Annotated in this window: 21 protein-coding genes and 2 pseudogenes; 19 read left to right on the top strand and 4 right to left on the bottom strand. The window is 39.0% G+C overall.

Annotated features, from left to right (window positions below; genetic code table 11):
- The first annotated feature begins 39 nt into the window (after positions 1-39).
- Genes K1720_RS07120 through K1720_RS07070 form a run of 11 tightly spaced genes read left to right on the top strand, consistent with a single transcriptional unit; the run spans position 40 to position 10,343 of the window.
- A complete protein-coding gene (locus K1720_RS07120) occupies positions 40-681 on the top strand; it encodes a flagellin (RefSeq protein WP_251948015.1) in 642 nt (213 codons plus the stop codon).
- Positions 682-691: 10 nt separating this feature from the next.
- Positions 692-1,357 carry a flagellin gene (locus K1720_RS07115; protein ID WP_251948013.1) on the top strand — a complete coding sequence of 222 codons (666 nt, stop codon included), beginning with the start codon at positions 692-694 and terminating at the stop codon, positions 1,355-1,357.
- Between the two features lie 59 nt (positions 1,358-1,416).
- Positions 1,417-1,911, top strand: a complete 495-nt coding sequence (locus tag K1720_RS07110; RefSeq protein WP_251948011.1) for a flagella accessory protein C — start codon at positions 1,417-1,419, stop codon at positions 1,909-1,911.
- Positions 1,908-2,732, top strand: a complete 825-nt coding sequence (locus K1720_RS07105; protein WP_251948009.1) for a FlaD/FlaE family flagellar protein — start codon at positions 1,908-1,910, stop codon at positions 2,730-2,732. The genes K1720_RS07110 and K1720_RS07105 overlap by 4 nt, the downstream gene beginning before the upstream one ends.
- Positions 2,733-2,743: 11 nt before the next feature.
- The gene (locus K1720_RS07100; protein WP_251948007.1) at positions 2,744-3,259 is read left to right on the top strand and encodes a hypothetical protein; all 516 of its coding nucleotides are present in this window, start codon (positions 2,744-2,746) and stop codon (positions 3,257-3,259) included.
- A gap of 10 nt (positions 3,260-3,269) precedes the next feature.
- Complete coding sequence (gene arlG / locus K1720_RS07095; protein WP_251948005.1) at positions 3,270-3,707, top strand: archaellum stator protein ArlG; 438 nt, start codon at positions 3,270-3,272, stop codon at positions 3,705-3,707.
- A 10-nt stretch (positions 3,708-3,717) separates the two neighbouring features.
- A complete protein-coding gene (arlH, locus tag K1720_RS07090) occupies positions 3,718-4,413 on the top strand; it encodes an archaellum protein ArlH (protein WP_251948004.1) in 696 nt (231 codons plus the stop codon).
- A 1-nt stretch (position 4,414) separates the two neighbouring features.
- Positions 4,415-6,040 (top strand): type II/IV secretion system ATPase subunit, encoded by a 1,626-nt coding sequence (locus tag K1720_RS07085; protein ID WP_251948002.1) that lies wholly within the window; start codon positions 4,415-4,417, stop codon positions 6,038-6,040.
- 9 nt (positions 6,041-6,049) lie between these two features.
- A complete protein-coding gene (gene flaJ / locus K1720_RS07080) occupies positions 6,050-7,759 on the top strand; it encodes an archaellar assembly protein FlaJ (protein WP_251948000.1) in 1,710 nt (569 codons plus the stop codon).
- Complete coding sequence (locus K1720_RS07075; protein WP_251947998.1) at positions 7,756-9,693, top strand: COG1361 family protein; 1,938 nt, start codon at positions 7,756-7,758, stop codon at positions 9,691-9,693. The genes flaJ and K1720_RS07075 overlap by 4 nt, the downstream gene beginning before the upstream one ends.
- A 5-nt stretch (positions 9,694-9,698) precedes the next feature.
- A complete protein-coding gene (locus tag K1720_RS07070; RefSeq protein WP_251947996.1) occupies positions 9,699-10,343 on the top strand; it encodes a DUF257 family protein in 645 nt (214 codons plus the stop codon).
- Here K1720_RS07070 and K1720_RS07065 read toward each other — a convergent pair.
- The 4 genes and pseudogenes from K1720_RS07065 to K1720_RS07050 all read right to left on the bottom strand — a co-directional run.
- The gene (locus K1720_RS07065) at positions 10,327-11,202 is read right to left on the bottom strand and encodes an AEC family transporter (RefSeq protein WP_251947994.1); all 876 of its coding nucleotides are present in this window, start codon (positions 11,200-11,202) and stop codon (positions 10,327-10,329) included. The two genes, K1720_RS07070 and K1720_RS07065, sit on opposite strands and share 17 nt — an antisense overlap.
- Positions 11,203-11,265: 63 nt before the next feature.
- Positions 11,266-11,448: pseudogene (locus K1720_RS07060) on the bottom strand (cupin domain-containing protein); the annotation flags it as partial.
- Between the two features lie 19 nt (positions 11,449-11,467).
- Positions 11,468-12,760, bottom strand: coding sequence for an RNA-guided endonuclease InsQ/TnpB family protein (locus tag K1720_RS07055; protein WP_251947992.1), 1,293 nt, complete (start codon positions 12,758-12,760; stop codon positions 11,468-11,470).
- 111 nt (positions 12,761-12,871) lie between these two features.
- A pseudogene (locus K1720_RS07050) lies at positions 12,872-13,036 on the bottom strand (cupin domain-containing protein); the annotation flags it as partial.
- 62 nt (positions 13,037-13,098) lie between these two features.
- Between K1720_RS07050 and K1720_RS07045 the strand changes: the two are divergent.
- The 8 genes from K1720_RS07045 to K1720_RS07010 all read left to right on the top strand — a co-directional run bounded on the left by K1720_RS07045 (position 13,099) and on the right by K1720_RS07010 (position 23,634).
- Positions 13,099-14,700 (top strand): carbamoyltransferase family protein, encoded by a 1,602-nt coding sequence (locus K1720_RS07045; RefSeq protein ID WP_251947990.1) that lies wholly within the window; start codon positions 13,099-13,101, stop codon positions 14,698-14,700.
- Positions 14,701-14,779: 79 nt separating this feature from the next.
- Positions 14,780-15,949, top strand: coding sequence for a pyridoxal phosphate-dependent aminotransferase (locus K1720_RS07040; RefSeq protein WP_251950603.1), 1,170 nt, complete (start codon positions 14,780-14,782; stop codon positions 15,947-15,949).
- Between the two features lie 244 nt (positions 15,950-16,193).
- Positions 16,194-17,612 (top strand): FAD-binding oxidoreductase, encoded by a 1,419-nt coding sequence (locus tag K1720_RS07035; protein ID WP_251947989.1) that lies wholly within the window; start codon positions 16,194-16,196, stop codon positions 17,610-17,612.
- A gap of 2 nt (positions 17,613-17,614) precedes the next feature.
- Complete coding sequence (locus K1720_RS07030; protein ID WP_251947987.1) at positions 17,615-18,760, top strand: (Fe-S)-binding protein; 1,146 nt, start codon at positions 17,615-17,617, stop codon at positions 18,758-18,760.
- Positions 18,761-18,762: 2 nt separating this feature from the next.
- On the top strand, positions 18,763-20,526 hold the full coding sequence (locus tag K1720_RS07025; protein WP_251947986.1) for an NAD(P)/FAD-dependent oxidoreductase: 1,764 nt from the start codon (positions 18,763-18,765) through the stop codon (positions 20,524-20,526).
- A complete protein-coding gene (locus tag K1720_RS07020; RefSeq protein ID WP_251947984.1) occupies positions 20,523-21,779 on the top strand; it encodes an NAD(P)/FAD-dependent oxidoreductase in 1,257 nt (418 codons plus the stop codon). Before K1720_RS07025 ends, K1720_RS07020 begins: the two co-directional genes overlap by 4 nt.
- Positions 21,763-22,128, top strand: a complete 366-nt coding sequence (locus K1720_RS07015) for a DUF1667 domain-containing protein (protein ID WP_251947982.1) — start codon at positions 21,763-21,765, stop codon at positions 22,126-22,128. Before K1720_RS07020 ends, K1720_RS07015 begins: the two co-directional genes overlap by 17 nt.
- Complete coding sequence (locus K1720_RS07010; RefSeq protein ID WP_251947980.1) at positions 22,129-23,634, top strand: FGGY family carbohydrate kinase; 1,506 nt, start codon at positions 22,129-22,131, stop codon at positions 23,632-23,634.
- Positions 23,635-23,672: the final 38 nt, after the last annotated feature.

Below are 23,672 nucleotides of genomic sequence, written 5' to 3'. Positions count from 1 at the left end.
TATATCTAATTGCAGAATTTCCAACGGAGGTGCCAGGAAGTGAAGCCTATTTTTGGTAAGAAGAGAGGTGCCGTTGGTATTGGCACCTTGATAGTCTTCATAGCCATGGTTTTAGTAGCTGCAGTAGCCGCAGCAGTACTCATCAACACCAGCGGCTACTTACAACAAAGAGCAGAAGCCACAGGAAGACAAACAACAAAAGAAGTTGCTAGCGGGCTCAAAATAGACTCAGTAGTCGGTCACGTTAGCAATAGCAAAATAGACCTAATGGCAGTTTATGTTTCTCCAAACGCTGGGAGTGAAGAAATAGATCTCAGCCAAGCAAAACTCTACATTACCGATGGTGCAAGTTCTTACATTTTGGGTTATAACTCCACAGCATTTACAGACGATGCTGCTTTTGGTGGAGACGTGTTCGCAGCAACATTTCCAGGTGATAGAACATTTGGAATAATAGTCATACAAGATGAGGATGGTTCACTAAGTTCAACTAATCCAACCCTTAATGCAGGTGACATAGTAATTCTCGCAGTAAATACCAGCGCAGTCTTTGGAAACAATGGAATCGACACTAGAACGGAGATCACAATTGAGCTTAAACCAGAATTTGGTGCTCCTGGCTACGCTAAAGTAGTAACACCACCAAGCTACGGAACAGATACAATCATAGAACTCAAGTGAGGTGAGCAAAGTGAAGCCTATTTTTGGTAAGAAGAGAGGTGCCGTTGGTATTGGCACCTTGATAGTCTTCATAGCCATGGTTTTAGTAGCTGCAGTAGCCGCAGCAGTACTCATCAACACCAGCGGCTACTTACAACAAAGAGCAGAAGCCACAGGAAGACAAACAACAAAAGAAGTTGCTAGTGGTTTGAAGATTGATGGAGTTACTGGGTATGTTAGTGGCGGAAGTATCACCATGCTTGCAATTTATGTTTCTCCAAACGCTGGGAGTGAAGAAATAGATCTCAGCCAAGCAAAACTCGCAATAAGCAATGGCGATAAGCTTGTTGTTCTCAAGTACAAGAGCGGAGCAATTGAGAACATTACAACTATGACTGGAAATATCTTCAATACAGGCACTTTACCATGGAACACAACGGGGATTGCTAATAGTGACAAAGAGTTTGGTATTATAATCGTCCAAGACGAAGACCAATCCCTTTCAGGAAGTTCCCCAACCCTTAACGCAGGAGATATAGTAATACTCGCTGTTGATGCCGATGCAATATTCACAGGTGGAATTGGTACTAGAACGGAGATCACAATTGAGCTTAAACCAGAATTTGGTGCTCCTGGCTACGCTAAAGTAGTAACACCACCAAGCTACGGAACAGATACAATCATAGAACTCAAGTGATCAGAGCTTCCAATGTTCCAAAGTTTTCCTTTTCCCATAATCTTTTTGGAGGGTTAGCAATGTCGTTCAGCTACTTGAAAGAGAAGTTCAAGAAAAAACCAGAAAAAGATGGAAAAGAAGAAACCGACCAATTAGAACTTGCTCTAAGCGAAGGAAACATTCAAGAAAACCCAAAAGAGCAGAAAGAAGATGAAGAAAAAATTACCCTCATAATGAACAGACTTAACGAGATTGAAAACGACCTGCCAAGAATTAAGGTCAACATCGACACTTTGAAGTCCCAAATCCAAGAACTACGGGAGGAAATAGAAAAGCTTGACAAAACTATCAAAGATGTCATGATGCTCTATGAGGTAGTATCACAAGAGATTAACCCCTTTAGAGATCTAGATAGTGAAAACCCAATAGTAAAAGAAATACACGAACTAAAGCAAGATCTCGAAGATATTAGAAAAGAAATAGCCCAGATAAAGGGAGACTTGAAACTCCTTGCCTATCACGGAGTAGACCTTGACAGGATAATATACGAAGCAATCTCGGAGGGAGAAACATGATAACCGAGAACGAGATAGACAGTAAACTTCAGATGCTACAGGGAAAAGTACCTAATGTCCTTATTAAGGACTTAAAGGACAAATTAATTTCAAAAATGGACATCTTAACACCGGAGCAAGTGGATCTGATCATAAACAGGGTTCTCGAGAACTATTCAAGTCAAGCAGAAAGACTCAGAAAGTTAGACAAAAGGGTAGAAGAGATTGGAAAATACCTAGAAGAAATAAGAAGACATTTAATAGGTAAAACAACGCCTCATAAAGAGCTCAATGAAAATTTTGAAAGAACTCCAGAAAGAATTCCTGAAGTTGAACAGCAAGAAGAAATTAAAAGTTATGATCCCCCAAAGATCGAATTAATTGAAAATAATAGGAGTGGGGAGGAAGAAATCTTGACTGAAGAATTTCAAATTCCAAAAGATGTGAGAGAAGCCCTAATAAGTCCAACAAAAATGAGGGCAAGATTAGAGCATCTCCCCAATGACACCGTTTCAACTATGATAGCATTGAAATGGCTAGGTTTCCTCATCGAAAGAGCAGGAATGCTGAATCTAGAAAATGTCCTTGAGTTTTACTATACAATCGGGTGGATCTCCGAAGAAGTATTGGAAAGCTTATTGAAGTATGCAAACGGTACCAGACCTCACCAGAGAGAGCCAAACTGGAAACCAGATGACAAACTTACGATTCAAGATCACTTAATATCACTTCTATTCATTGAACGCCTAAGAGGTACCAAAATAACTCCAGAAGTTCTGAACTCTCTAGAAAGAGAACTTAAGATGATGAATAAGATCCTCGAACATGTGTATGGTGTTTAAGGGGATAGGGTATGGGATTCAGCATTTCAGCAAGCTTTGCAGTGATATTCATTGCATCGATAATGGCATTTGGCACTCTCTATATCTCCCTCGAGAATACGTACACTTCAATAGCCGAGTCCGTTGAGGCGTATAAAGAAACTTTCATAAAATCCCAGACGTCACATCTTACTCTACAAGGTGTATCTTACGTTGATCCTGGAAGTGATGTGTCCATCTATACAATAACTTTCAATATTAGCAATAATGGCTCCACCCTATCCCCTAAATATTGGGATTTTGTTCGTGATGGACAACTGAAAGAGCCTGATGGGTCGACACTCATAGTAGAAGATAAAGCATATCTACTCCCTGGAGAATCCATACTAATACGAACTACTGAAGTTAAGGATCAAGTTATCCACAGTCTGATAATAGCAACTGAAACAGGATGCTCTCTGAAGGTAGAATGGAAATGGATATGGCTTGATGTAAATCAAACAACTGGCCAACCTTCTATTGTTGGAAAGGCCTGGTACTGCTCCTAAGGTGATGCTAATGGCGAGTTCAGTAATTTCAGAAATAATCCTTTTTATTGTTTCCCTCCTTGTCGCAGGAACAATAGCTGGAGGCCTTTATATAGTGACTCAGGACTTAGCGGATGGTATCAGCACTAGAGGAGCAACAATAGCCCAAAATCTTAGAGTGGACTTCACAATAATAAATGATCCAGAAAATATTCCTGTCTTGGGTGGAGCTTATGTGTTTTATATTAAAAACACTGGAAGTGAGGAGTTCTCCTTTACAAGCAGCACTATTATTGTCTTTATTGATGGGAACCTCATTCCCCCTTCAAATCTCACGCTGACACCATCTACCCTTTATCCCTATGATGTCGGCGAGTTGAGAGTAAGCACTACTCTTCCCTCTGGTTATCACAAACTCGTTGTGGTCATTGAAAATGGAAAGCAACGTGAATTTGTGTTTAAAATCTGAGGTGAACACCATGCCACGCTTACTTAAAATGCAGATCCCAAATGATGAACTTCACAGACGGCTAGGTGGAGGAATACCATCTGGGAGTATAATATTTATAGAGGGAGACCGGGGGACTGGAAAGTCTATATTCTCCCAGAGACTCGCTTATGGATTTCTAAAAAATGATATTCAAGTTAGTTATGTTTCTACCCAACTTACAACCCCTGAATTTATAAATCAAATGGAATCACTGGGATATAGTGTAATCCCATTTCTAATAAAACGAAAACTTCTTTTTGTGTCATTATATCCTCTTTTGAGCAGTGTTTCTAAGAGAGGAAAGTTTTTACCAAGATTCTTGAGTGAGGAAAGATTGTGGGAAAGAGATGTCATTGTCATAGATTCACTACCTTCAATCTTACCACCAAAAATGGATGAGGAGACTTTAAGACAGTTTACAGAACACCTCAAAAAATTAAGTGCCCTTAACAAGGCCATAATATTGACAGCGAGCCCAAGTGACCTGGATCCTTCTGTACTCTCGATTTTAGAAGAAGTAGCTACAATGCTCATAAGATTGCAGGTCAAAGTATTCGGAGGAGATTTGAAAAATTCTGCCACTATCGTGAAGTATAACAATGCTATGGGAATTTTTCAGAAGATAATTCCATTTAGAGTAGAGCCTAAAGCAGGATTCATAGTGGAAATAGCTGCGGTGGTGTAGAATGGCTGAGATTGGCGGAGAGACCTTAGAAACTGCAATGGCAAGAAATCCACACTTAAGAGAATACGTTGAAAAGTTTACTAAAAAATATGGAAAAGTTCCAGAATTCCACACTCAACTGAGCAGAAGCATGAAAGAAATAAAGTATCCTAACATAATCTATCCAGTCGGAGATCCTCTTTTTGTCCACATTTACGGAGATCCAAAAACGGAGAGAAAATATATAGTGATAGAGCCCAGACTCCAGAATATAGAAGAACGAGCAAAATATGAAGCAGTTAAAGAAAAAATTCTTGAACTTGCTCCTTCAAAGGTAATACCCGAAAACAGGGAAGAGTTTGAAATATTCTTAGATCAATTATATAATGAGGCTCTCCAGAAGATTAATAATAAAGGTTTTTTCTCCAGAAAGAGCATTAAACTAACAAAAATAGAAATTGAAAAATTTAGATACCTCATAAAAAGAGATATTGTAGGAATTGGACCATTAGAGGTTCTTATTAGAGATCCATATATTGAAGATATTCACATATTGGGTGCCGAATATGTATCTTTAATCCACAAGATCTTTGATGCTCTACCCACTAATATAAAATTTGAGAGTAATATCACATTGGCCGATTATCTCAAGGCCTTAAGTGAAAGAATTGGAAGACCTGTTAGTGACAAAAATCCTATTGTAGACGGAACGCTCCCTGATGGTTCAAGAATTAACATAATATACAGTCCAGATGTTAGCATAAAAGGACCCTCAGCTACGATAAGAAAGTTCTCTGCTACTCCCCTAAGTGTCGTCCAACTTGTAAAGTGGAACACATTTTCTGCAGAAGTTGCTGCGTACTTATGGCTCGCTCTTGAATATGGTATGAGTGTTTTTGTATGTGGAGAAACAGCGAGTGGAAAAACCACCACTTTAAACTCTATCCTTCCTTTCATCAAGCCCCAATCAAAGATTTTTACCGCTGAAGATACTCCTGAAGTTGTTGTTCCTCACCCCACTTGGCAAAGGCTCACAACAAGAGAAAGAGGACCTGAAGAGAGCAGGGTCACGCTTTTTGATCTTTTAAAAGCAGCATTGAGATCCAGACCAAATTATATCATTGTAGGTGAGATCAGAGGTGCAGAAGGTGCGATTGCTTTTCAAGCTATGCAAACTGGCCATCCAGTCATGGCAACTTTTCACGCCGGAGATATAAAAAAGATGATACAACGTTTTACCGGACACCCCATAAATGTCCCTGTAACCTTTATAGACAACTTGAATATTGCCCTTTTCCAGCAGGCCGTATATGTTAAAGGGAGATTCCTAAGAAGAGTTCTCAATGTTGTTGAGATTGAGGGGTATTATGAGGAGCTTGGAGGAGTAGCAACAAGAAGTGTATTTGAATGGGATTCTGTGAGTGATAGACATATATTCAGAGGTATGAACAACTCATATATCCTTGAAAGAAAAATTGCTGAAGTTGCTGGTTATGAAGATCCAAAGGACATTTACAACGAGCTATTTCTAAGAGCCAGGATAATCCAGAGAATGGCAGAACTTGGAATAACAGACTATTGGGATGTCTATAGAGAGATAAAAAACTTCTATGAAAAGGGTATTCAAGGATTAAGCTTTAGACTGTAGGTGAATATGATGGCAAAAGAAAAAGCTAGCATATTTATCCAAGCTGATTTGGATATGAAGAGGTACGCAAGAAAAGTATTATTGCCCAGCATAGCTGGGAGTGTCATTCTTTTCATAGTTTTCTCACTTGTTCCTAGATTCGTTACAATTTCACGGGTAATCCGAATTGCTCTTTATGCGATTCCCATTCTTCCTCTAGTTTATGCAATCATGCATCCTTACTCAATGGCAAGTGGGAAAAAAGTAAAAATAAATTCAAAAATCCCTTATTTTGTAACGTATTTTGCAGTGCTTTCCACTAGTGAAGTGGGAAGAAATGAACTTATACACACATTAGCAAAGGAGAAGGTTTTAGAGCCCATTTCGAGAGATATGGAAAAAATTTATCATTTAATAGCAAAGTTTAACCGTGGAATGCCCGAAGCATTTAGATTTTTGTCCAAACGAACACCAAGCAAGGTTTTTTCAGACTTTCTAGAGAGACTCGCGTACTCCTTGGATAGTGGTGTGGAGTTAAGAGAATATCTCCTCCAAGAGCAGAAAATTGTGATGGATGACTACCAAACATTCTACGAGGGAGCACTTTATGACTTAGACGTCTTTAAGGAAGTTTATAGCTCCCTAATAATCTCTGTAGTATTTATGGTGACCTTTATTATTATAGGACCAATTATTACTGGACAAGATCTAGTAACCCTCACAATTTTTACATTTATACTTGTTATGGTTGTGGAAATAGGAGTCTTGATTTTAATAAAACATAAAATGCCGGAAGATAATATATGGGCTCACAATGCAATGAATCCAGAACGAAAAGGGAAATTAATACGAGCTATCCTACTCTCTATCGCCGGAACGGCCATTGTTGGAATCTTATACTTTTTTGTAATAAGAGTAAGATTTGATGTGCCAATAGAAATTGCCATCGCCTTGTTTTTGACCCCAATAGCATATATCGGATATGTGCTCTCAAAAGAAGAGGAAGACATTCTGATAAAAGATGAGAACTTCCCAGCGTTTATGAGAAGCTTAAGTTCATCTTTAGCAGCGAGCGGAGTATCTATGGCATTAGTTCTGAAATATTTAAGCTCTCACGATTTTGGAAGCCTTACCAAAGATATCCGAAACTTGAACAAAAGAATTTCCCTTAAGATAGACGATACCAAATCATGGAAATACTTTGTCTCAGAGACCGGAAGCTGGCTCATAGATATCTTCTCAGACATCTTTAGAAAGAGCCTACACTTAGGAGCAGACCCCGATTATGTAGGAAAGGTCATTTCTAGTAACTTTGAAAGACTTCTAAGACTTAGAAGAAAAAGAAAACAGAACGTAGCTAGTTTTAAAGGGGTTATCTATGGGGTTACTGGAGCTTTTGCCTTTTCTGTCGCGGCAGCATTTCAAGTTGCAGTTTACATGACTCATCTTTTCTCAAGTATTCAGCTCCAAGGAGAGTTCATCCAAGACATACTTTTTGTACCAAGCCCAGAAGGACTCCAACTAACAAATTACATCCTTATCTCTATTCTCCTAGTCCATTCCTTAATTTCGGCATTCTCAATAAAAATTGCAGATGGAGGACACCTAGGGATAGCCCTCTACTATTTTGTTATGCTCACATGGATGTCTGCAATAGGTCTCTATCTTGGAGAGTTCATAATGAGTAAGATGATGACATTTTCAAGCATTTTACTTCCTCTGCTGGGGGTGGGAACGTGAAAAAGTTAATCTCTCTTTTATTCTTAATAATTCTACTCCCATATGTAAGTGCACACTCCATTATAACAGGATGGATAGAAATACCCTCCAGAGTCGGGATAAAAGAATATCCCCTAGAGATCAGGGATGTTTCACCAATTGAAGGCTCTTTGCTTATTGAAGCCAATAATAGAGAATATATTTTGAAACCAGAAGTGTTACTGAACACAAGTTTCTATTCAGTTTACACGAACTCAGTATTCTTAAAAGAAAATGGGGGTTATGCTACTTTTAACATTACTTTCCCATATCTCCTAGAAAATCAAACAGTTCTGGCAGGGAACTACGCCCTTACACTTCTCTCGGTAGGAGAAAATAGAGCAAAAATTAGGCTTAGGTATAACGACATTGAAAAAGAACTCACATATAATGGAGGTAAGATAGAATTCAACGGATTGACAGTTCAACTTGCTATAATGCCCCTTCTTTTTGATGGATATCTTTACAAGGGAAGTGTCAAATACTTTCAAGATTGGCGGATAAAATTTGAAGAGTATAATATCACCGAAATTAATGGAGAACTCAAAGAATTTGCAAAGATCTCTATTAACAACAAGGAATACTGGGTAGAAGTAGGGAACACGTTGAAAGCCGAAGGAATTATTGTTGAAACTAAGGAGTTAGTTGGTTCAATGTACCTGAGGACAACGATAAAAATTAATGGGGCTTATGCGTCCCTCTTTATTTCCCCGAGCCTATATAAAGAGCTAGAAGAAGGCAAAGATGCCCAAATAGGGCCTTATATTGTTAAACTCGAAAAAATATTCTCCGATGGAGCTTATATATCTATTAAGAATATATGTGGGATGACTCTTAAGAGTGCGTGGATACGTTTAGGAAAAATTGGAACATTAGTATCATATGGAGGTTTGCATATAGGGATGACTGAAGTAAGCAACATGGGTACTAAAAAAGTAGCAAAAATAATAGGATTTTTAGACGAACAAGAAATACCAAAAGTCGGAGAGCATGCATTTGCAAATGTTTCTTTCTTAACTCCCTCAAGGGCTCTTCAATTTGAACCATTCAACAGCACTATTGTAATAAAAAACACAGGAGACACTGATTTGAAGTATATTGAGATAACCCCAAAGCTTTCTGAAGAATTCAAAATTATAAGCTCCTATCCACTATACATTCCAGAACTTAAAGTAGGAGAAAAGGTAGAGTTTAGCGTCCAAATAGAACCAAAGAAAGGAGGATTTTTGCAACTAGGAAACATTGAAATCCATGCAAACGTCCCATACCAACTTTCATGTGATGGTTTTGCTAGAATCTCATTTTCTTCGGAGAGCCGTTGGATAAATGTGGAAAACGCAACTCCAAAATATAAGCTTGTTCTAAAAAGCCAAAATAGCACAGTAGGTAGTAGCACTCCACTTAACATTACTGTGGTAAATATGGGGAACACTAAAGGACCATTTACAATAACAATAGCATTTCCAGAACAATCTGCTATAATCGGAGAAAACATGAATCTCCAAGGAAGATTTGTTTATTTTGAAGACTCACTAAACCCCAACGAGAACAAAACGTATTCCTTGTTCTTTATTCCCAGCCAAGAAGGAGAATTTGAGATACTAGTAGCACTGAAAGAAAGGCAGTACATTATCAAGAATTCTACGGTTACGAAGATCTTTACTATTCCAGCACCCGTAGAAAAAGAGAGTTTTGAGAACCCTACAGAGGAAACTCCTACTTCCACTGCACCAAAAATTATTAAAGAAAACACCACAACGACAGTAACCTACACAAAAATCCTAAATTCTACAATAACGGTGTTTCCAATAAAACAGAAACTTCTTTTTGGTGGGATTGGATTTGCAGGAGGTATTGCCTTTATACTCCTCCTTGCTTGGATTGCTGCAAAACTTGAAGAAAGGAATAGGGGGTAAGGGATATGGAAACAGACATTATTTGGGATTCACTAAAGTTTGGAGAGACTGTGCTTTTAGAGCACGATTCTCTAACGTTCCCTTATAAAGAGCTTGCCGAACTAATAATGTGGAGCAAAGAAAGGAGATATACAATAGTTATCGAGGATATCCTTGATACGCTATATACATATAGAAGCCAAATGGAACTAGCAGGCATGGATCCCAATATATTAAATGACATAAAAGTGCTCAAAACCGGAGGAAGATTAGAAGTCGGAGAAGTCATAACACGATTCCAAGTTAGCGATATATTATCATTAACAAAGGAATTTGAGATGAACTATGAAAGTATTCTCTCTCGAATAGAACACGCAACCGTCCCTATAGTAGGGGTTGATAAGCTATTTCTATTAGCCGAGTCAAAGATGGAGATTCTAGCTCTAGTTAACACATTTACCAGATATGCTGGAAGCAAAAGAAGAATTGCATTTTATTTTATCAATACCGCAGTTCTAATGCACAACCTCCCTTATGTAGTCCCACTATTAGAAGAGCTAGCTAGTACTGTCATCAAAATCTATAAAGATAATGAAAAAACCTTTGAAATTATTAAATCTACAAACAAGAGGATACAGAAGATACTTCAAGTGATTAAACAAGGAGTCTAAGCACCAAAAAGAGTGTCAAAACTATCAGAGTCAAGACAATTGTAACCCCTATGCCCTCTTCTTCCCTAAGGCCGTAATGAGCTAAAATTGCATTGGCTATTATGGCTGGGGGCATTGTGGCCTCTACAAGAACTGCATAAAATATCTCAGACGGTGCTTTTAAAGTCAAGAAGACAAATAGAAATGGAATGACTGTTCTAAACATGCTAACTTCTAGTAACTTCCTTAATTCAAATTTCTGGAGGTTTACTCGAGACCCAAAGTATATCAATATAATCGGGATACTCCACCAGCCAACTTGATTCATGAGTGTTAAGATAGTAGTAGGTAATTTAATATCTAAAAATACAAAACCAAGAGCCAAAAGATTGGCACTTGTAGGAGGGAATTTTAATGCTCTTAAGAGACTTTCTTTTAATGAGGCTTTCCCACTAGAGTAGTGAGCCGCCAGAAATGTGGCAAGAGGGATAATTACCAATGTATGGATACTGGCATAAAGCACTACTGGAGTTAGATCATCCAGGAACAAACTAGCTATCGGGAAACCCATGGCCACGGTGTTTGGATACGTGGATAGAATTATCAACGCGCCTTTCCACTTGTTATCTCTTACAAAAAATCTTGCATAAAAGTACGAAGACATCAGGTTTATACTAATGATCAAAAATACATAAACAAAAACGAGCTTAATCCGTATGAGGTATTCCAAATTCTTTGCGGCAACACTTGAAAAGATATAAAATGTCAAAAGTAGTTGGATGGCAATTTTATTAAGATAAACAAATAGCTTTTCTGATTTTATCACCCTCTTAAGGATAAACCCAATAACGATTAAACCAAGCATTTCGTAGATGTTCATGCTCTGAAATAAGAAATCATGTTAAAGAATTTTTCGCTTTATAGGTGGAGTACTTCTATAAGACTACCTTTCAAGCCATACACTGTCTTCTCCATAATATTCCAACTTTACTACAAAAAGCCTAAAGGGCTCGTTTTTATCATTTATAACCCAATGAATTGTTTTGGGTTTCACTAGATAAATATCACCAGCTCTTGCAGTGTATTCTCGTCCTCCTATCCCCAGCCTCGCCTCACCACTTATGATCTGACCTCCTCCCCGTTTTTTAAGGTGGGGAGGTTTGAGGGGTTCTCATCAAAACAACCCTTGGGAAGGGTTCTCCGAACCCCTCCGGGAGGGCCTTCCCCCAATTACCCCTACCCACCGTTAAACCCAGCAGGCTCGGGGTTATCCTTCCAACAATCCTCCTCAAAATATTAAAAGCCCCAACCAAATCAGCGTTTAGGACAAGCCCTCCCGCGGGACACTTAAACAAACCACGAACAAAACGGGCCCCTTCATGAGGCTTCCCGCAGAAGGGGCAAGTTTGTGAAGTAAAAGCCTCATCAACAACCACAACACTAATATCGTACTCTTCAGCGACTTCACTCAAGCGTTTAATAACAGTATTGAACCTCCAAACGTGGGAAAGAATGAAATTCTGCTTTCTACCCTTCTCAGAATTTCGAGTGATTCCCTTTGGATAACCAACCACAATTCGTGAAACTCCAAGATGATAGAGTTTTTTCACGGTTTGTCTTACTATAGTGTTGATGTAGTGTCTCGCTTGGAGTTTTGCTTTTTCATGCATTCTTCTAAGTTTTCTACTCTTCTTTGCTCCGCTCTTATTGAGTTTTGACTGGTAATCGGCAATCCGCTTTTGCCAGTAGAAAGCAATGCTCTTCAGGGGATGACCATTCACCAGAAAACTTTCCCCGCTTTCAACGTAAACAGCCATTAAGTTATTCACTCCTAAGTCAATTCCGGCTGAAAGGTTCCCCAAAGGCTTTCTTGGGAGTTTAACCCAACCATTCTCAGTTAACTTCTCCTCAACTTTTGAGATTGAAACGTGAGCGTACCATTTCCGCTTCACATCATCGTAGATGATTTCAAGTCTTCCCTGCTTGCCCTTCAAGTGAATTCTCCCCTTGAATTGAACTTCAAGCTTTTTGAATCCTCCAAGGCCTTGGAGGATTAATTTGTTCCCTTCAATTTTATACTGGTCTTTTCTGAGGATTATGAGTAGTTTTCCCTCCCTTTTATAGCCTGGCGGTTTTGGCTTGAGCCACTTTGGCAATTCCTTACTCTTCTTCATTCTGATTTGCGAGAAGAAGTCCCGCCATGACTCGGCATTCTTTCTACAAACTTGTTGGACTGTTGCAGAGCCAATTTCACGCTTGTATTTTTCATAAACTATTTTCTCAGTCTTGTTAAAATCCACAATTTCATGGTTAAAGAATTGTTGCCTGCGAAGATAATTCACTTCATTCCAAACTTTAGCTCCAAGATCAGCTAATTCGAAGAGTACTTTTTCTTGGGCTTTTGAGGGTTGAAGTTTTAGTGTTACTGTCCTTTTCATATCAAATTATAGTATGATTTTTAGGCTTTAAAAAAGTAACGCTTTCCAGCTCAAAAGCTTGTTTTAAAATTACTGCATCCCCGCCCTAAAGGACGAGGCTTTCAAAAGAAAAATGTAAAAGAGCTCATACTGCCTTTCATGATAGTGCCTAGGAACTTCTTGTTTGGGCTTAATCTCCACTATCTGGGCAAAACTTCCTTCCGGAAGTTCCCCTTCAAAGAGAGGCATTTTCTTGTAACTTCCTCTATCTATGAGTTTCCCAATCTCACCTTTCATTATTTTATCCCCAAAATTATTCCTGAAGTTAGCTTTAAAAATGCTCCTCCCAACCCTAAAACATGATTATCTTAGGAATTCATGATGGGCATGACGCAGGGGCAGTCCTTCTCAAAGGGAATACAATCTACGCAGTGAATGAAGAAAGACTCAACAGGATTAAGAAATATCGGGGATTTCCGGAGCTTAGCATAAAGAAGGTTATTGAGATGGCTCATGTACATCCCAATGAGATCGATGCTATAGCCGTTGCTGGGCTCTTTAGAAAACATTCTAGACTACTTGAACTTGAAAGAGGATTAAAGTCGATATTTGGAGGAGAATTCAAAAAGAAGGTTCTCTTTGTTGAGCACCACCTAGCACATGCGGCCTCAGCTTATTACACTTCTGGATGGGAGGAAAGTTTAGCTTTAAGCATAGACGCTGCGGGAGATGGGTTAAGCTCCTCAATATATATCGGTAGAAATGGAGAAATGATTAGAATAGCTCAGAGCACATATCTTGACTCTCTAGGAGATTTTTATGCATCTGTTACTGAGCTTTTGGGTTTCAAACCTATGCGGCACGAGGGAAAGATTATGAGTCTAGCAGCTTATGGAAAACCTACTTATGATCTCACGAACATAATAGAACTTAATGAACTAAGCTTCGAAAACAAGCTTAAAGTAGTTGGAATCGAAGCCACAAAAAAGCTTGCAGAATTTTTTGACTATCCTTTCTCAAGAGCAAGAGAAATTGCCCAGCAAATGAAGAAAGGAGATCTTAAGGGGAAAATACAAAGAAAAGCAATAGAAATAGCAGCAAGTGCCCAAGCCCATCTTGAGAAAATCATCGACGAGCTTGGATTAAAACTTACAACTTACAACTTAAAACTAGCCTATGCTGGCGGTGTTGCTCAAAACGTAAAAGCGAATGCTGTTTTAAGGGAATATTTTCCAGATCTTTGGGTTTTTCCTGCAATGGATGACTCAGGATTGGCATTTGGTGCTGCGGCTTTTATAAAGGCTCAATTTGAGCGATTAGATAGTAAATGGAAGCCATTTAAATTAGAACATGTCTATCTAGGCCCAAGGTATAATGAAAATGAAATTGAAGCCTTCCTAAAGAAGAATGACATTAACTTTGAATATCAAGAAGACATCTCAGAACTCGTTGCTGAAATGCTTGTTGATGGCAAAATCATTGGGCTTTTCCAAGGAAAAATGGAGTACGGCCCAAGGGCCTTGGGAAACCGTTCTATTCTTGCAGACCCGAGAAATAGGGAAATCGTCGAGAAGCTTAATGTCGCACTAAACAGAGATGTGTTTCAACCCTTTGCTCCATCGATCCTAGAGGAGAAAATTAAGGAGTATCTCCAAAATCCATATCCAAATAAGTTTATGACAATAAGTTATGAAGCTACTAAAAAAATGAAGCTTGAGGCACCAGCAGTTGTTCATGTGGATGGTACCACACGACCACAAACACTTATGAAAAAAGACAATCCAACTTATTACAATATAATAAAACATTTTGAGCAAGAAACGGAAACAGGGATAGTATTAAACACTAGTTTCAATATGCACGGCGAACCTATAGTGTGCTCACCTAACGATGCTTTAAGAACCTTCTTCAAAGCCAAATTGGATGTTCTTATTTTAGAGAACTTTGTTGTCTATCGATGACCTTTTTTATTCATCATTGTCAAATATTTTATGTCGGTAAAATTATAAACATCAAGGAGAAACCCTACTGGTGATGCTCATGGCTCTAAGTGATAGACTAGAGTTAGTAAACCCTTCCGAAATAAGAAAACTTTTTGATCTTGCGCAAGGGATCGAAGGAGTCATTTCTCTAGGGATAGGCGAACCTGATTTTGACACTCCAGCACACATAAAAGAGTACGCAAAGGAAGCCCTTGACAAAGGACTAACTCATTATAGTCCAAATAGTGGTATTCTTGAGCTTCGGGAAGCAGTTGCAGAGAAACTCAAAAAGCATAACAAGATTAATGTGGATCCAAAGACTCAAATAATGATAACCGTTGGTACAAATCAGCAAATTTTAATGGGATTGAGCACTTTCTTAAAAGATAATGAGGAAGTTCTCATCCCCTCTCCCATGTTTGTAAGTTATGCTCCCGCTGTTATCCTGGCAGGAGGAAAACCTATTGAAGTTCCTACTTATGAGGAAAACGAATTTCGCCTAAGTGTTGATGAGCTTAAAAAATACATCACGCCTAGAACAAGAGCACTCATTATAAACTCTCCAAATAATCCTACAGGAGCAGTTTTAACAAAGAAAGACCTCAAAGAGATAGCCGATTTTGCAGTAGAACACGATTTGATAATACTTAGTGATGAAGTCTATGAGTACTTTGTTTATGATGGAGTGAAAAATTACAGCATAGCCTCCCTTAATGGAATGTTTGAAAGAACAATAACAATGAACGGTTTTTCAAAAACATTCGCCATGACCGGATGGAGACTAGGATTTGTAGCAGCTCCTGAATGGATAATAGAGAAAATGATACGCTTCCAAATGTATAATGCAACCTGCCCAGTAACTTTCATCCAATATGCAGCTGCTAAGGCCCTAAGAGATGAAAGAAGCTGGGAGGCTATTGAAGAAATGCGAAGAGAATACGAAAGACGAAGGAACCTTGTCTGGAAAAGACTCAATGAAATGGGTCTCCCAACAGTAAAACCAAAGGGCGCCTTTTACATCTTTCCAAGAATCAAAGATACTGGGCTGTCAAGCAAAGAATTCAGCGAACTCATGACTAAGGAAGCAAAAGTTGTGCTAGTGCCAGGAACTGCTTTTGGACAAGCTGGTGAGGGCTATATAAGAATAAGCTACGCCACAGCGTATGAAAAGCTTGAAGAGGCTATGGATAGAATAGAGAAAGTCCTGAAAGATAAAAAACTTGTTTGAGTTTTCTATATATTTTTATCGCCTCACTCTCTATTTTAAATACCCCCTCACTCTTGTAGAAGACTTCTACCTTCAAGAAAAAGAAAGTAATAAGCAGTCAGCTAGTCATCCGACCTCATCTACCGCCCCCGCTATTTCATCCAAAAATAAACGTATAAAACTCAAAAAGTTATTAATGACTAAAAATATCCCTCAAAAATTTTATTAAGTTCAAAATAACAATTTCCTATTTAGGGGTGATAATTTGACCAATTTGGAAGTTGTAATGAGATCTAACCATGAACTCCCTTCCGATGTTCTGAAACACTTAATTAGTATCCTGGGGAATAGGGTCTCCACAAAAGATGTTGATCTTCTCTCATATAGTCGAGATTACTGGCCAATAACCCTTCACTGGATGCTTAAGGGAAAAATTCCTGCACTAGCAAGAGCCATTGTATGGCCTAAGAACACGAGAGAGGTGCAAGATGTGGTAAAGATAGCATACGAAAATGCTATTCCAGTATATACTTACGGGGGTGGCTCTGGGGTTCTTGGCGGAGCTATTCCCGAACAAGGGGGAATAGTTGTAGACATGAAAAAAATGCGCTCTATCAAGCTTCATGAGGAAAACTTGTTGGTTGAAGTTGAAGCTGGCACGAATGGCTATTATTTGGAAAAATACCTCAATAAAAAAGGATACACACTTGGTCATTTTCCACAATCTCTTTACCCCTCAACTATCGGTGGATGGATAGCCACTAAAGCAACCGGACAATTTTCAACAAAATATGGGGGAATAGAAGACATGGTGCTAGGCCTTGAAGCAGTTCTTCCATGGGGGGATGTGGTAACTTTAAAACCTCATGTAAGAAGTGCGACAGGACCGGACCTGAAAACACTTTTTATTGGTAGTGAGGGAATTCTTGGAATAATCACAAAAACCTGGCTTAAAATATGGCCTTATCCCGAAAAGAGAATACTGCTATCCTTTGCCTCAGAAACTCTTGAAGAAGCTCTCGATTCAGTGAACCGCATACTTAAAAGAGGCGCAAGACCAGCGGTTGTAAGAATATACGACATTGTCGAGACTAAAAGACACTTTTACAAATTCGACGAAGTCTATGGAAAGATAGCTACCATTATCATACTTGAAGGAGATTCAAAACTTGTTGAAGCGGAAAAACAGATAATTGAAGAGGAGTTTAAAGGAAAGGCCCTTGGAGAAAATCTTGTAAAACACTGGTTAGAAACCCGATTTAACGTAAAAGAGGCTTCAGAGTTCGCACCACTAGGGGTTGTGTTTGACACCATTGAAGTCTCTATCCACTGGAGTAAAGCCATAAAGCTGTATAGATCCCTGATTAACGTTATGCGTTCTGTAAAGGGAACACTTTTTGTCTCTGCCCATGCTTCTCACTTTTATCCTCAAGGAGTGTGCTTTTATTTCACCTTTGCAGGGATTCCTAAGGGAGATCCTACAGAGTACTACAATGAAGTATGGGATGTTGCTATGAAGACCACACTTGAAGTAGGCGGAGCAATAAGCCACCATCACGGAATAGGAAGACAACGGGGTAAATGGCTCAAAGAAGATCTTGGACTTGCTTTTGAAGTTCTGAAGAAGGTAAAGAATGCTCTTGATGAGAAAAAGATTATGAATCCCAGAAATATGGGGGTATGATAATGCCCAGAAAGTGGGACTGGCTGAAAGATGAGATCAAGGGGCTTGAACTGATTAGAAGTGCTCCATTGATCTTTAAATTCATAAGTGGAAAGCTAAACGGGCCAGATGATCTTGTGAAATGTGCTCTCTGTCCCAACATGTGCCGACATGCATGTCCAATCAGCATAGTTGATGGAAAAGAAACCACATCTCCCGCTGGAAAAGCCAGAATAGCGTTCTTTATACGTGACGGAAAACTAGAGTTGAACTTGGAAAATATTGAACCGCTTTATATGTGCCTCTCATGCGATGCATGTACTCAGTGGTGCCCATTTGAATTCTCTGTGTCGAATTTAACAAGACCCATTAAAGAAGAGGCCGTTAAGAAAGGAATAACTTTTAAAGAATTTAGTGAAGTCTTTAAAAATCTTAAAGAATATGGATACGTCTATGGAGAACCTAAGGATGAAAAAATGGTAAGAGATGGCAATATTCTTTATTTAAGGGGATGTACTATCAGGGAAAAATATCCCGAAGTTGAAAAGAAGACCTCTAAAGTTCTTGAGAGTTTAGGATATAAGCCCTTCACAACAAGCGAAAAGTGTTGTGGAATCCCTGCATATAATCTCGGAAATATTACACTCTTCAAAAAGCTTGCAAAAGAGCAAGCTGAGATAATAAACTCTTCTGGAGCGGATGTTGTGGTGACTTCTTGCCCCTCCTGTGCCTATGCCTATCGCGTGCTTTATCCAAAATACAGCATAAAGATTAACCCAAAAATCTTCCACATTACAGAATTCCTCGAGGGGAAAATTAAGGGACTAAAAACCAAAGGAAGGGTAACGTTTCATGATCCCTGCAAACTAGCCATAGGTCTTAAAAGGCCCGAACTTCTTGAAAAACTTCTATTAAGCATAGAAGGTCTTGAAGTCAAATCCCCTAGAAGAAAAGGAAAGGAGACTTTCTGTTGTGGATATGGAGGAAGTGCGATATCACGCTTAAACGCACAGTTAGCAGACGAAATATCAAACGAACGTCTTAAAGAGCTTAGAGAAGAAGCTGAGGTTATAGTAACCGCCTGTCCTACATGTAAACTAGCTTTTGAATCCAATTACGGAAAAACTCTCGATATAGCGGAGCTTCTGTACGATGTTTTGAGGGGGTAAAAATGTCCTCCCTCGAGTCAAAAGTAGCTAAAATATTGAAAAGATACCCATACGACATAACATTCGAAATAAACGACAAAATCGTCTTTCTTTACGGAAATGTGGAAAAATACAAAGAATGGGTTGAAATAGGCCTAAGAATCGGAAAAATTAAAGGTATTGATGGAGTAGTAAACAAGATAAAGTGGAGAGGTTTCCCAGAGGACAGATTTAAAGAAAAAGAAGAGAGAAGAAGAATGTTGTTTGAAAAAAATAGGGAAAAAGTAATCGGCGAATACGACGTCATCATAATTGGTGGTGGGATTATAGGCACCGCCATTGCTAGAGAGCTATCTAGATACGATATTAAGATAGCACTTCTCGAAAAAGCGTCTGATATTGCCACTGGTGCATCTAAAGCAAACAATGGTATGATACATCCTGGAGTTGCACCCCCTAGGAATACTCTAAAACGGAAGTTAAACATCAGAGGAAACGCTATGTACGATAAATGGGCGGAGGAGTTGGGCTTTAAATTCAAGCGTGTTGGTAGTCTATGGCTAATAACACCAAGAACACTTATTAGATACAAAAAATATCTACCTGGCCCTCTCTACAGGGTAGTCCTCAAATATATATTTCCATGGGTTGTTAAGTTCAAAGGCATGAGAAACGGTGTGAAAGGGATTAAGATACTCCGAGGCAAAGAAATTTTTAGGCTAGAACCATATGTAACCAAAGACACTCTAGCTGCAGTGTACGTTCCTTCCACAGGCATAGTAGACTCCTATGAAGTCACAATAGCACTGGCTGAAAATGCCAAAGAAAATGGTGTTGAAATTCACTTGAAAACAGAAGTTGTTGGTTTCTTAAAAGAGAAAAATATCATAAAAGGCGTAGTTACAAATAAAGGTGTTTTTTTGTGTAAATACGTTGTTAATGCTGCTGGAATATATGCCGACGAGATAGCAGAACTAGCTGGAGCAAGAGAATATACTATACATCCACGAAAAGGCGTTGAATTGATGTTTCACAAAGATACTGGAGGACTTATCCATCATTGTCTATCGGAACTAGTTTTTCCATCTCATCCCACGAGTAAGGGTGGGGGACTAAATCCCACAATACATGGAAACGTCATGTGGGGACCAACTGCAGTTGAAGTTCCAGATAAAGAGGACACTTCAGTAAAAAGAGAGGAAATAGAGTTTGTTCTAGAGAGATATTCTACAATAATCCCCAACTTTCCCAGAGAGCAAATGATAAGATACTTTGCCGGTGTAAGAGCTCCCACATTCACAGAAGATTTTATAATTAGACCCGCAAAATGGGTGAAAAACTTCCTTCATGTTGCAGGAATACAATCTCCCGGCCTTGCATCAGCGCCAGCAATAGCAGAGTATGCAATAGATAAACTCAAAGCAATGGGATTAGAATTGAAAGAAAATCCACTCTTTAACCCAAGGAGGAACCCAATTCCAGCAACTGCAGAAATGAGCATAGAGGAATTAGACAAACGAATAATGGAAAATCCAAAGTGGGGAAATATCGTCTGTACATGTGAGCTCGTCTCAGAGGCGGAGATTATCGAAGCTATCAATCGAGGAGCTTACACACTAGATGCCATTAAAAGACGGACACGAGCAGGAATGGGTACTTGTCAAGGGAGTTACTGCACACTAAAAATAGCTGAAATTCTCTCCAGAGAACTTGGAGTCCCACTAAATGACATACTCAAGGAAGAATCCAAGCTCTTTAATGGGCCAGTAAGAGGTGAGGCCCCTTGAAAGCCTATAACTACGACGTTGTTGTAATTGGTGGTGGTCCATCAGGCCTCGCCGTAGCCACAAAACTTGCTGAAAAGGGATACAAAGTCGCACTCATAGAAAGAAAAGATGAACTGGGAGGAATCCTAGATCAATGCATTCACGATGGGTTTGGAACCAAGCTCTTCAACAAAGCCCTTTCAGGGCCTGAATTTGCAAGCGTTTTCATAAACAAAGCAGAGACACTTGGAATTGGTATACATTTAAACACGTACGTAAAGAACGTTGAAATCAGAGAAAACGAGAAAGAGATAGTAGCTATAAGTCCACACGGTATCAAAAACATAAAAACAAAAGCAATAGTGTATGCGGTAGGATGTAGGGAAAGGCACCAATTTGAAATAAAAATTGGTGGCACTAGGCCTGCAGGTGTATACACAGCCGGAATGGTGCAACGACTTATCAATCTTTATGGTATCCTTCCTGGAAAGAACATACTCATAGTGGGTGGTGGAGATGTGGGAATGATCGTCGCGAGGCATCTTTATCTTGAAGGAGCAGAAAACCTCCTTATTGTATTTCCCGAAAAACGATTTGCTGGATTACCAAGAAATGTACAACAATGTATTTTAGATTTCGGAATTCCATATCAGCCCCAGACAGTAGTAAAAGAGATAATCGGAAAAGAAAGGGTTGAGGGGGCTATTCTAGTTAGAGTAGATGAAAAATGGAAACCTATACCTGGAACTGAAGAACTTTATCCCTGTGACACAATCATCCTATCTGTAGGTCTTATTCCTTATTCATTAAAACTCAAGAAAATCGGAGCAAAAATAGATCCAAGAACTAAAGGACCCGAAATAAACGAATTCTTTGAAACCACAATTGAAGGAGTATTTGCAGTTGGAAACCTTGTTCAAATATTTGACTATGTAGATGACGCAGTTGAAAGTGCACTAATAGCTGCCGATGGAGTGGAAAAGTATCTAAACCAAGAACCAAAGGAAAAAATCATAGAATTCGTTCCCGGCAAATACATTAGAGCCCTTATCCCACACAGAATCGAGTGGAAAGACGATAGAAATATCATAGCATTTTTCCGAGCAAATATAGAAAAAGAAAACGCCCATATAGAACTAAGAGACGAGAATGGTAACTTGCTCAAAAGATACTTCCGAAGATACATAAGGCCTTCTACACTTGAAAGAATAGAAATCCCAAGAGAGTTACTACAAGACAAAAGGCAGGTGACCCTAAATGTCTCAGAGGACTGAGATTTTATGTATAAAATGCCCAAAAGGATGTCTTCTGAGAATAACTATTGTAACCAACGAAGTAAAGGTAGAGGGTAATGAATGCCCATTAGGAGAGAGATATGGAATAGAAGAGATTAAAAATCCAAAAAGAATCGTTACATCAACTGTTAGAATATTAAATGCTAGATATCCCCGTCTACCAGTTAGAACGTCTGAACCAGTCCCCAAAGAAAAGATAAAGGAAGTTATAAGCAATCTTAAGAATGTAGTAGTTAAGGCCCCTGTGAAAAAAGGGCAGATTATTGTTAAGAACGTAGCTAATACTGGTGTTGATATTATAGCAGAGAGGGATATGGAGAGGGTTTAGATGAAGTATTTTCTTGTTTTAGATGTTGGAACAACTAATGTGAAAGCATTGGCCTTTTCAGACGGAGAACTAATAGCTAACTTCGAGAAACGCCTAAAACCTCACTACCCAAAGCCTGGGTGGGTAGAAGAAGATCCAAATGAAGTTGTTAAGATTGTGTACAAGCTTTTAGACAAAGCTGAAGAAAAACTTGGAAATCCTCTCGGAGTAGCACTCACCAACCAGAGAAGCAGTACTGTCTTATGGGATAAAAATACCGGCGAACCACTTTACAACATGATTACCTGGCAGGATACTAGAACCGAGGCAATCATTGAAGAGTTCTCCTCTAAGTTCCTCGTTAAATTAGGAAATGTCCTTGGGAAGGTTCTTGGTCTCCTTTCCAAACCCCTACCATTCATAAAGAATACAAAAAAAGGAGCATATATAATTACACTTGCATACGTAAAGTTTGGCACCACTCACTCCTCAATGCATCTTCGATGGCTCATAGACAATATAGCAGAAGTAAAACCGGCAATTGAGAATGGAACTGCTCTTTTTGGTACTGTTGACTCTTGGATTGCATGGAACTTAACTGGAAAACAAGTAACAGATTGTACAAACGCAAGTGCCACCGGCCTCTTTGATCCTTTTTACTTAAAATGGAGTGATAATATTGCCAAAATCGTTGGCATCCCCCAAGGTATTCTTCCTAGTGTCGTGACAAATGACACCCCTATTGGAGAGATTAGGAACTATGGAATTCCTCTATTGACAATGATCGCAGATCAACAAGCTTCTCTGTATATGGCAGGAGTCTCAAAAGGAACTACAAAAATGACAAATGGGACCGGAACATTCATAGATATAAATGTTGGAGAAAAACCCTTGCCTGGAGCAACTGGTCTTTATCCAATGATAGCTCTAGGAACTAGAAAAAAAGTTCTCTATCTCCTCGAGGGTTCAGTGATAACATCTGGCTCTGCAATAGACTGGCTTATGAATCTAGGAGTATTAAAAGACTATTCCGATATTCCCAAGGCCTTTGATCAAAGTGAAGATGAAATTATTGTCATTCCCGCTCTCTCCGGGCTTGGAACACCTTATACTAAACCAAATGTAAAAGGAGCAATTTTTGAACTTACACGAGGGACGAAAAAGGAGGATCTCATCTGCGGAATGATAAAAGGCATAGCAATGAGATGCTCCGAAGTAATTGAACACATAGAAAAAAATTCCCAGATAAATATTCATCAGATAATGGCTGATGGTGGACTCTCGATAAGTGATGAATTCCTTCAGGCAGTGGCTGATTTCTCCTCAAAACAAATTTTACGGCCATTATATCTCAATGGATCAGCCTATGGAGCCTACATGATTGCAAATGCTGTTTACTTTAAAAAAGACATAATAAAATCTTGGAAAACTCCCCCCATTGGAAAAACATTTTTACCAAGAAAGCAAAAAATGGAATTTAAAGAGAACTGGAAGAAGAAAGTGGAAAAGTTGATTGAAGCTTCTTAGGCAACCTTTATATTTCTCCCCAGTGACTCAATAAGGGG

Source organism: Thermococcus argininiproducens, from assembly GCF_023746595.1.
GTDB classification, from domain to species: domain Archaea; phylum Methanobacteriota_B; class Thermococci; order Thermococcales; family Thermococcaceae; genus Thermococcus_A; species Thermococcus_A argininiproducens.
Note: the sequence above shows the minus strand (reverse complement) of the source record. Positions and strands in the feature narration are given on the sequence as shown.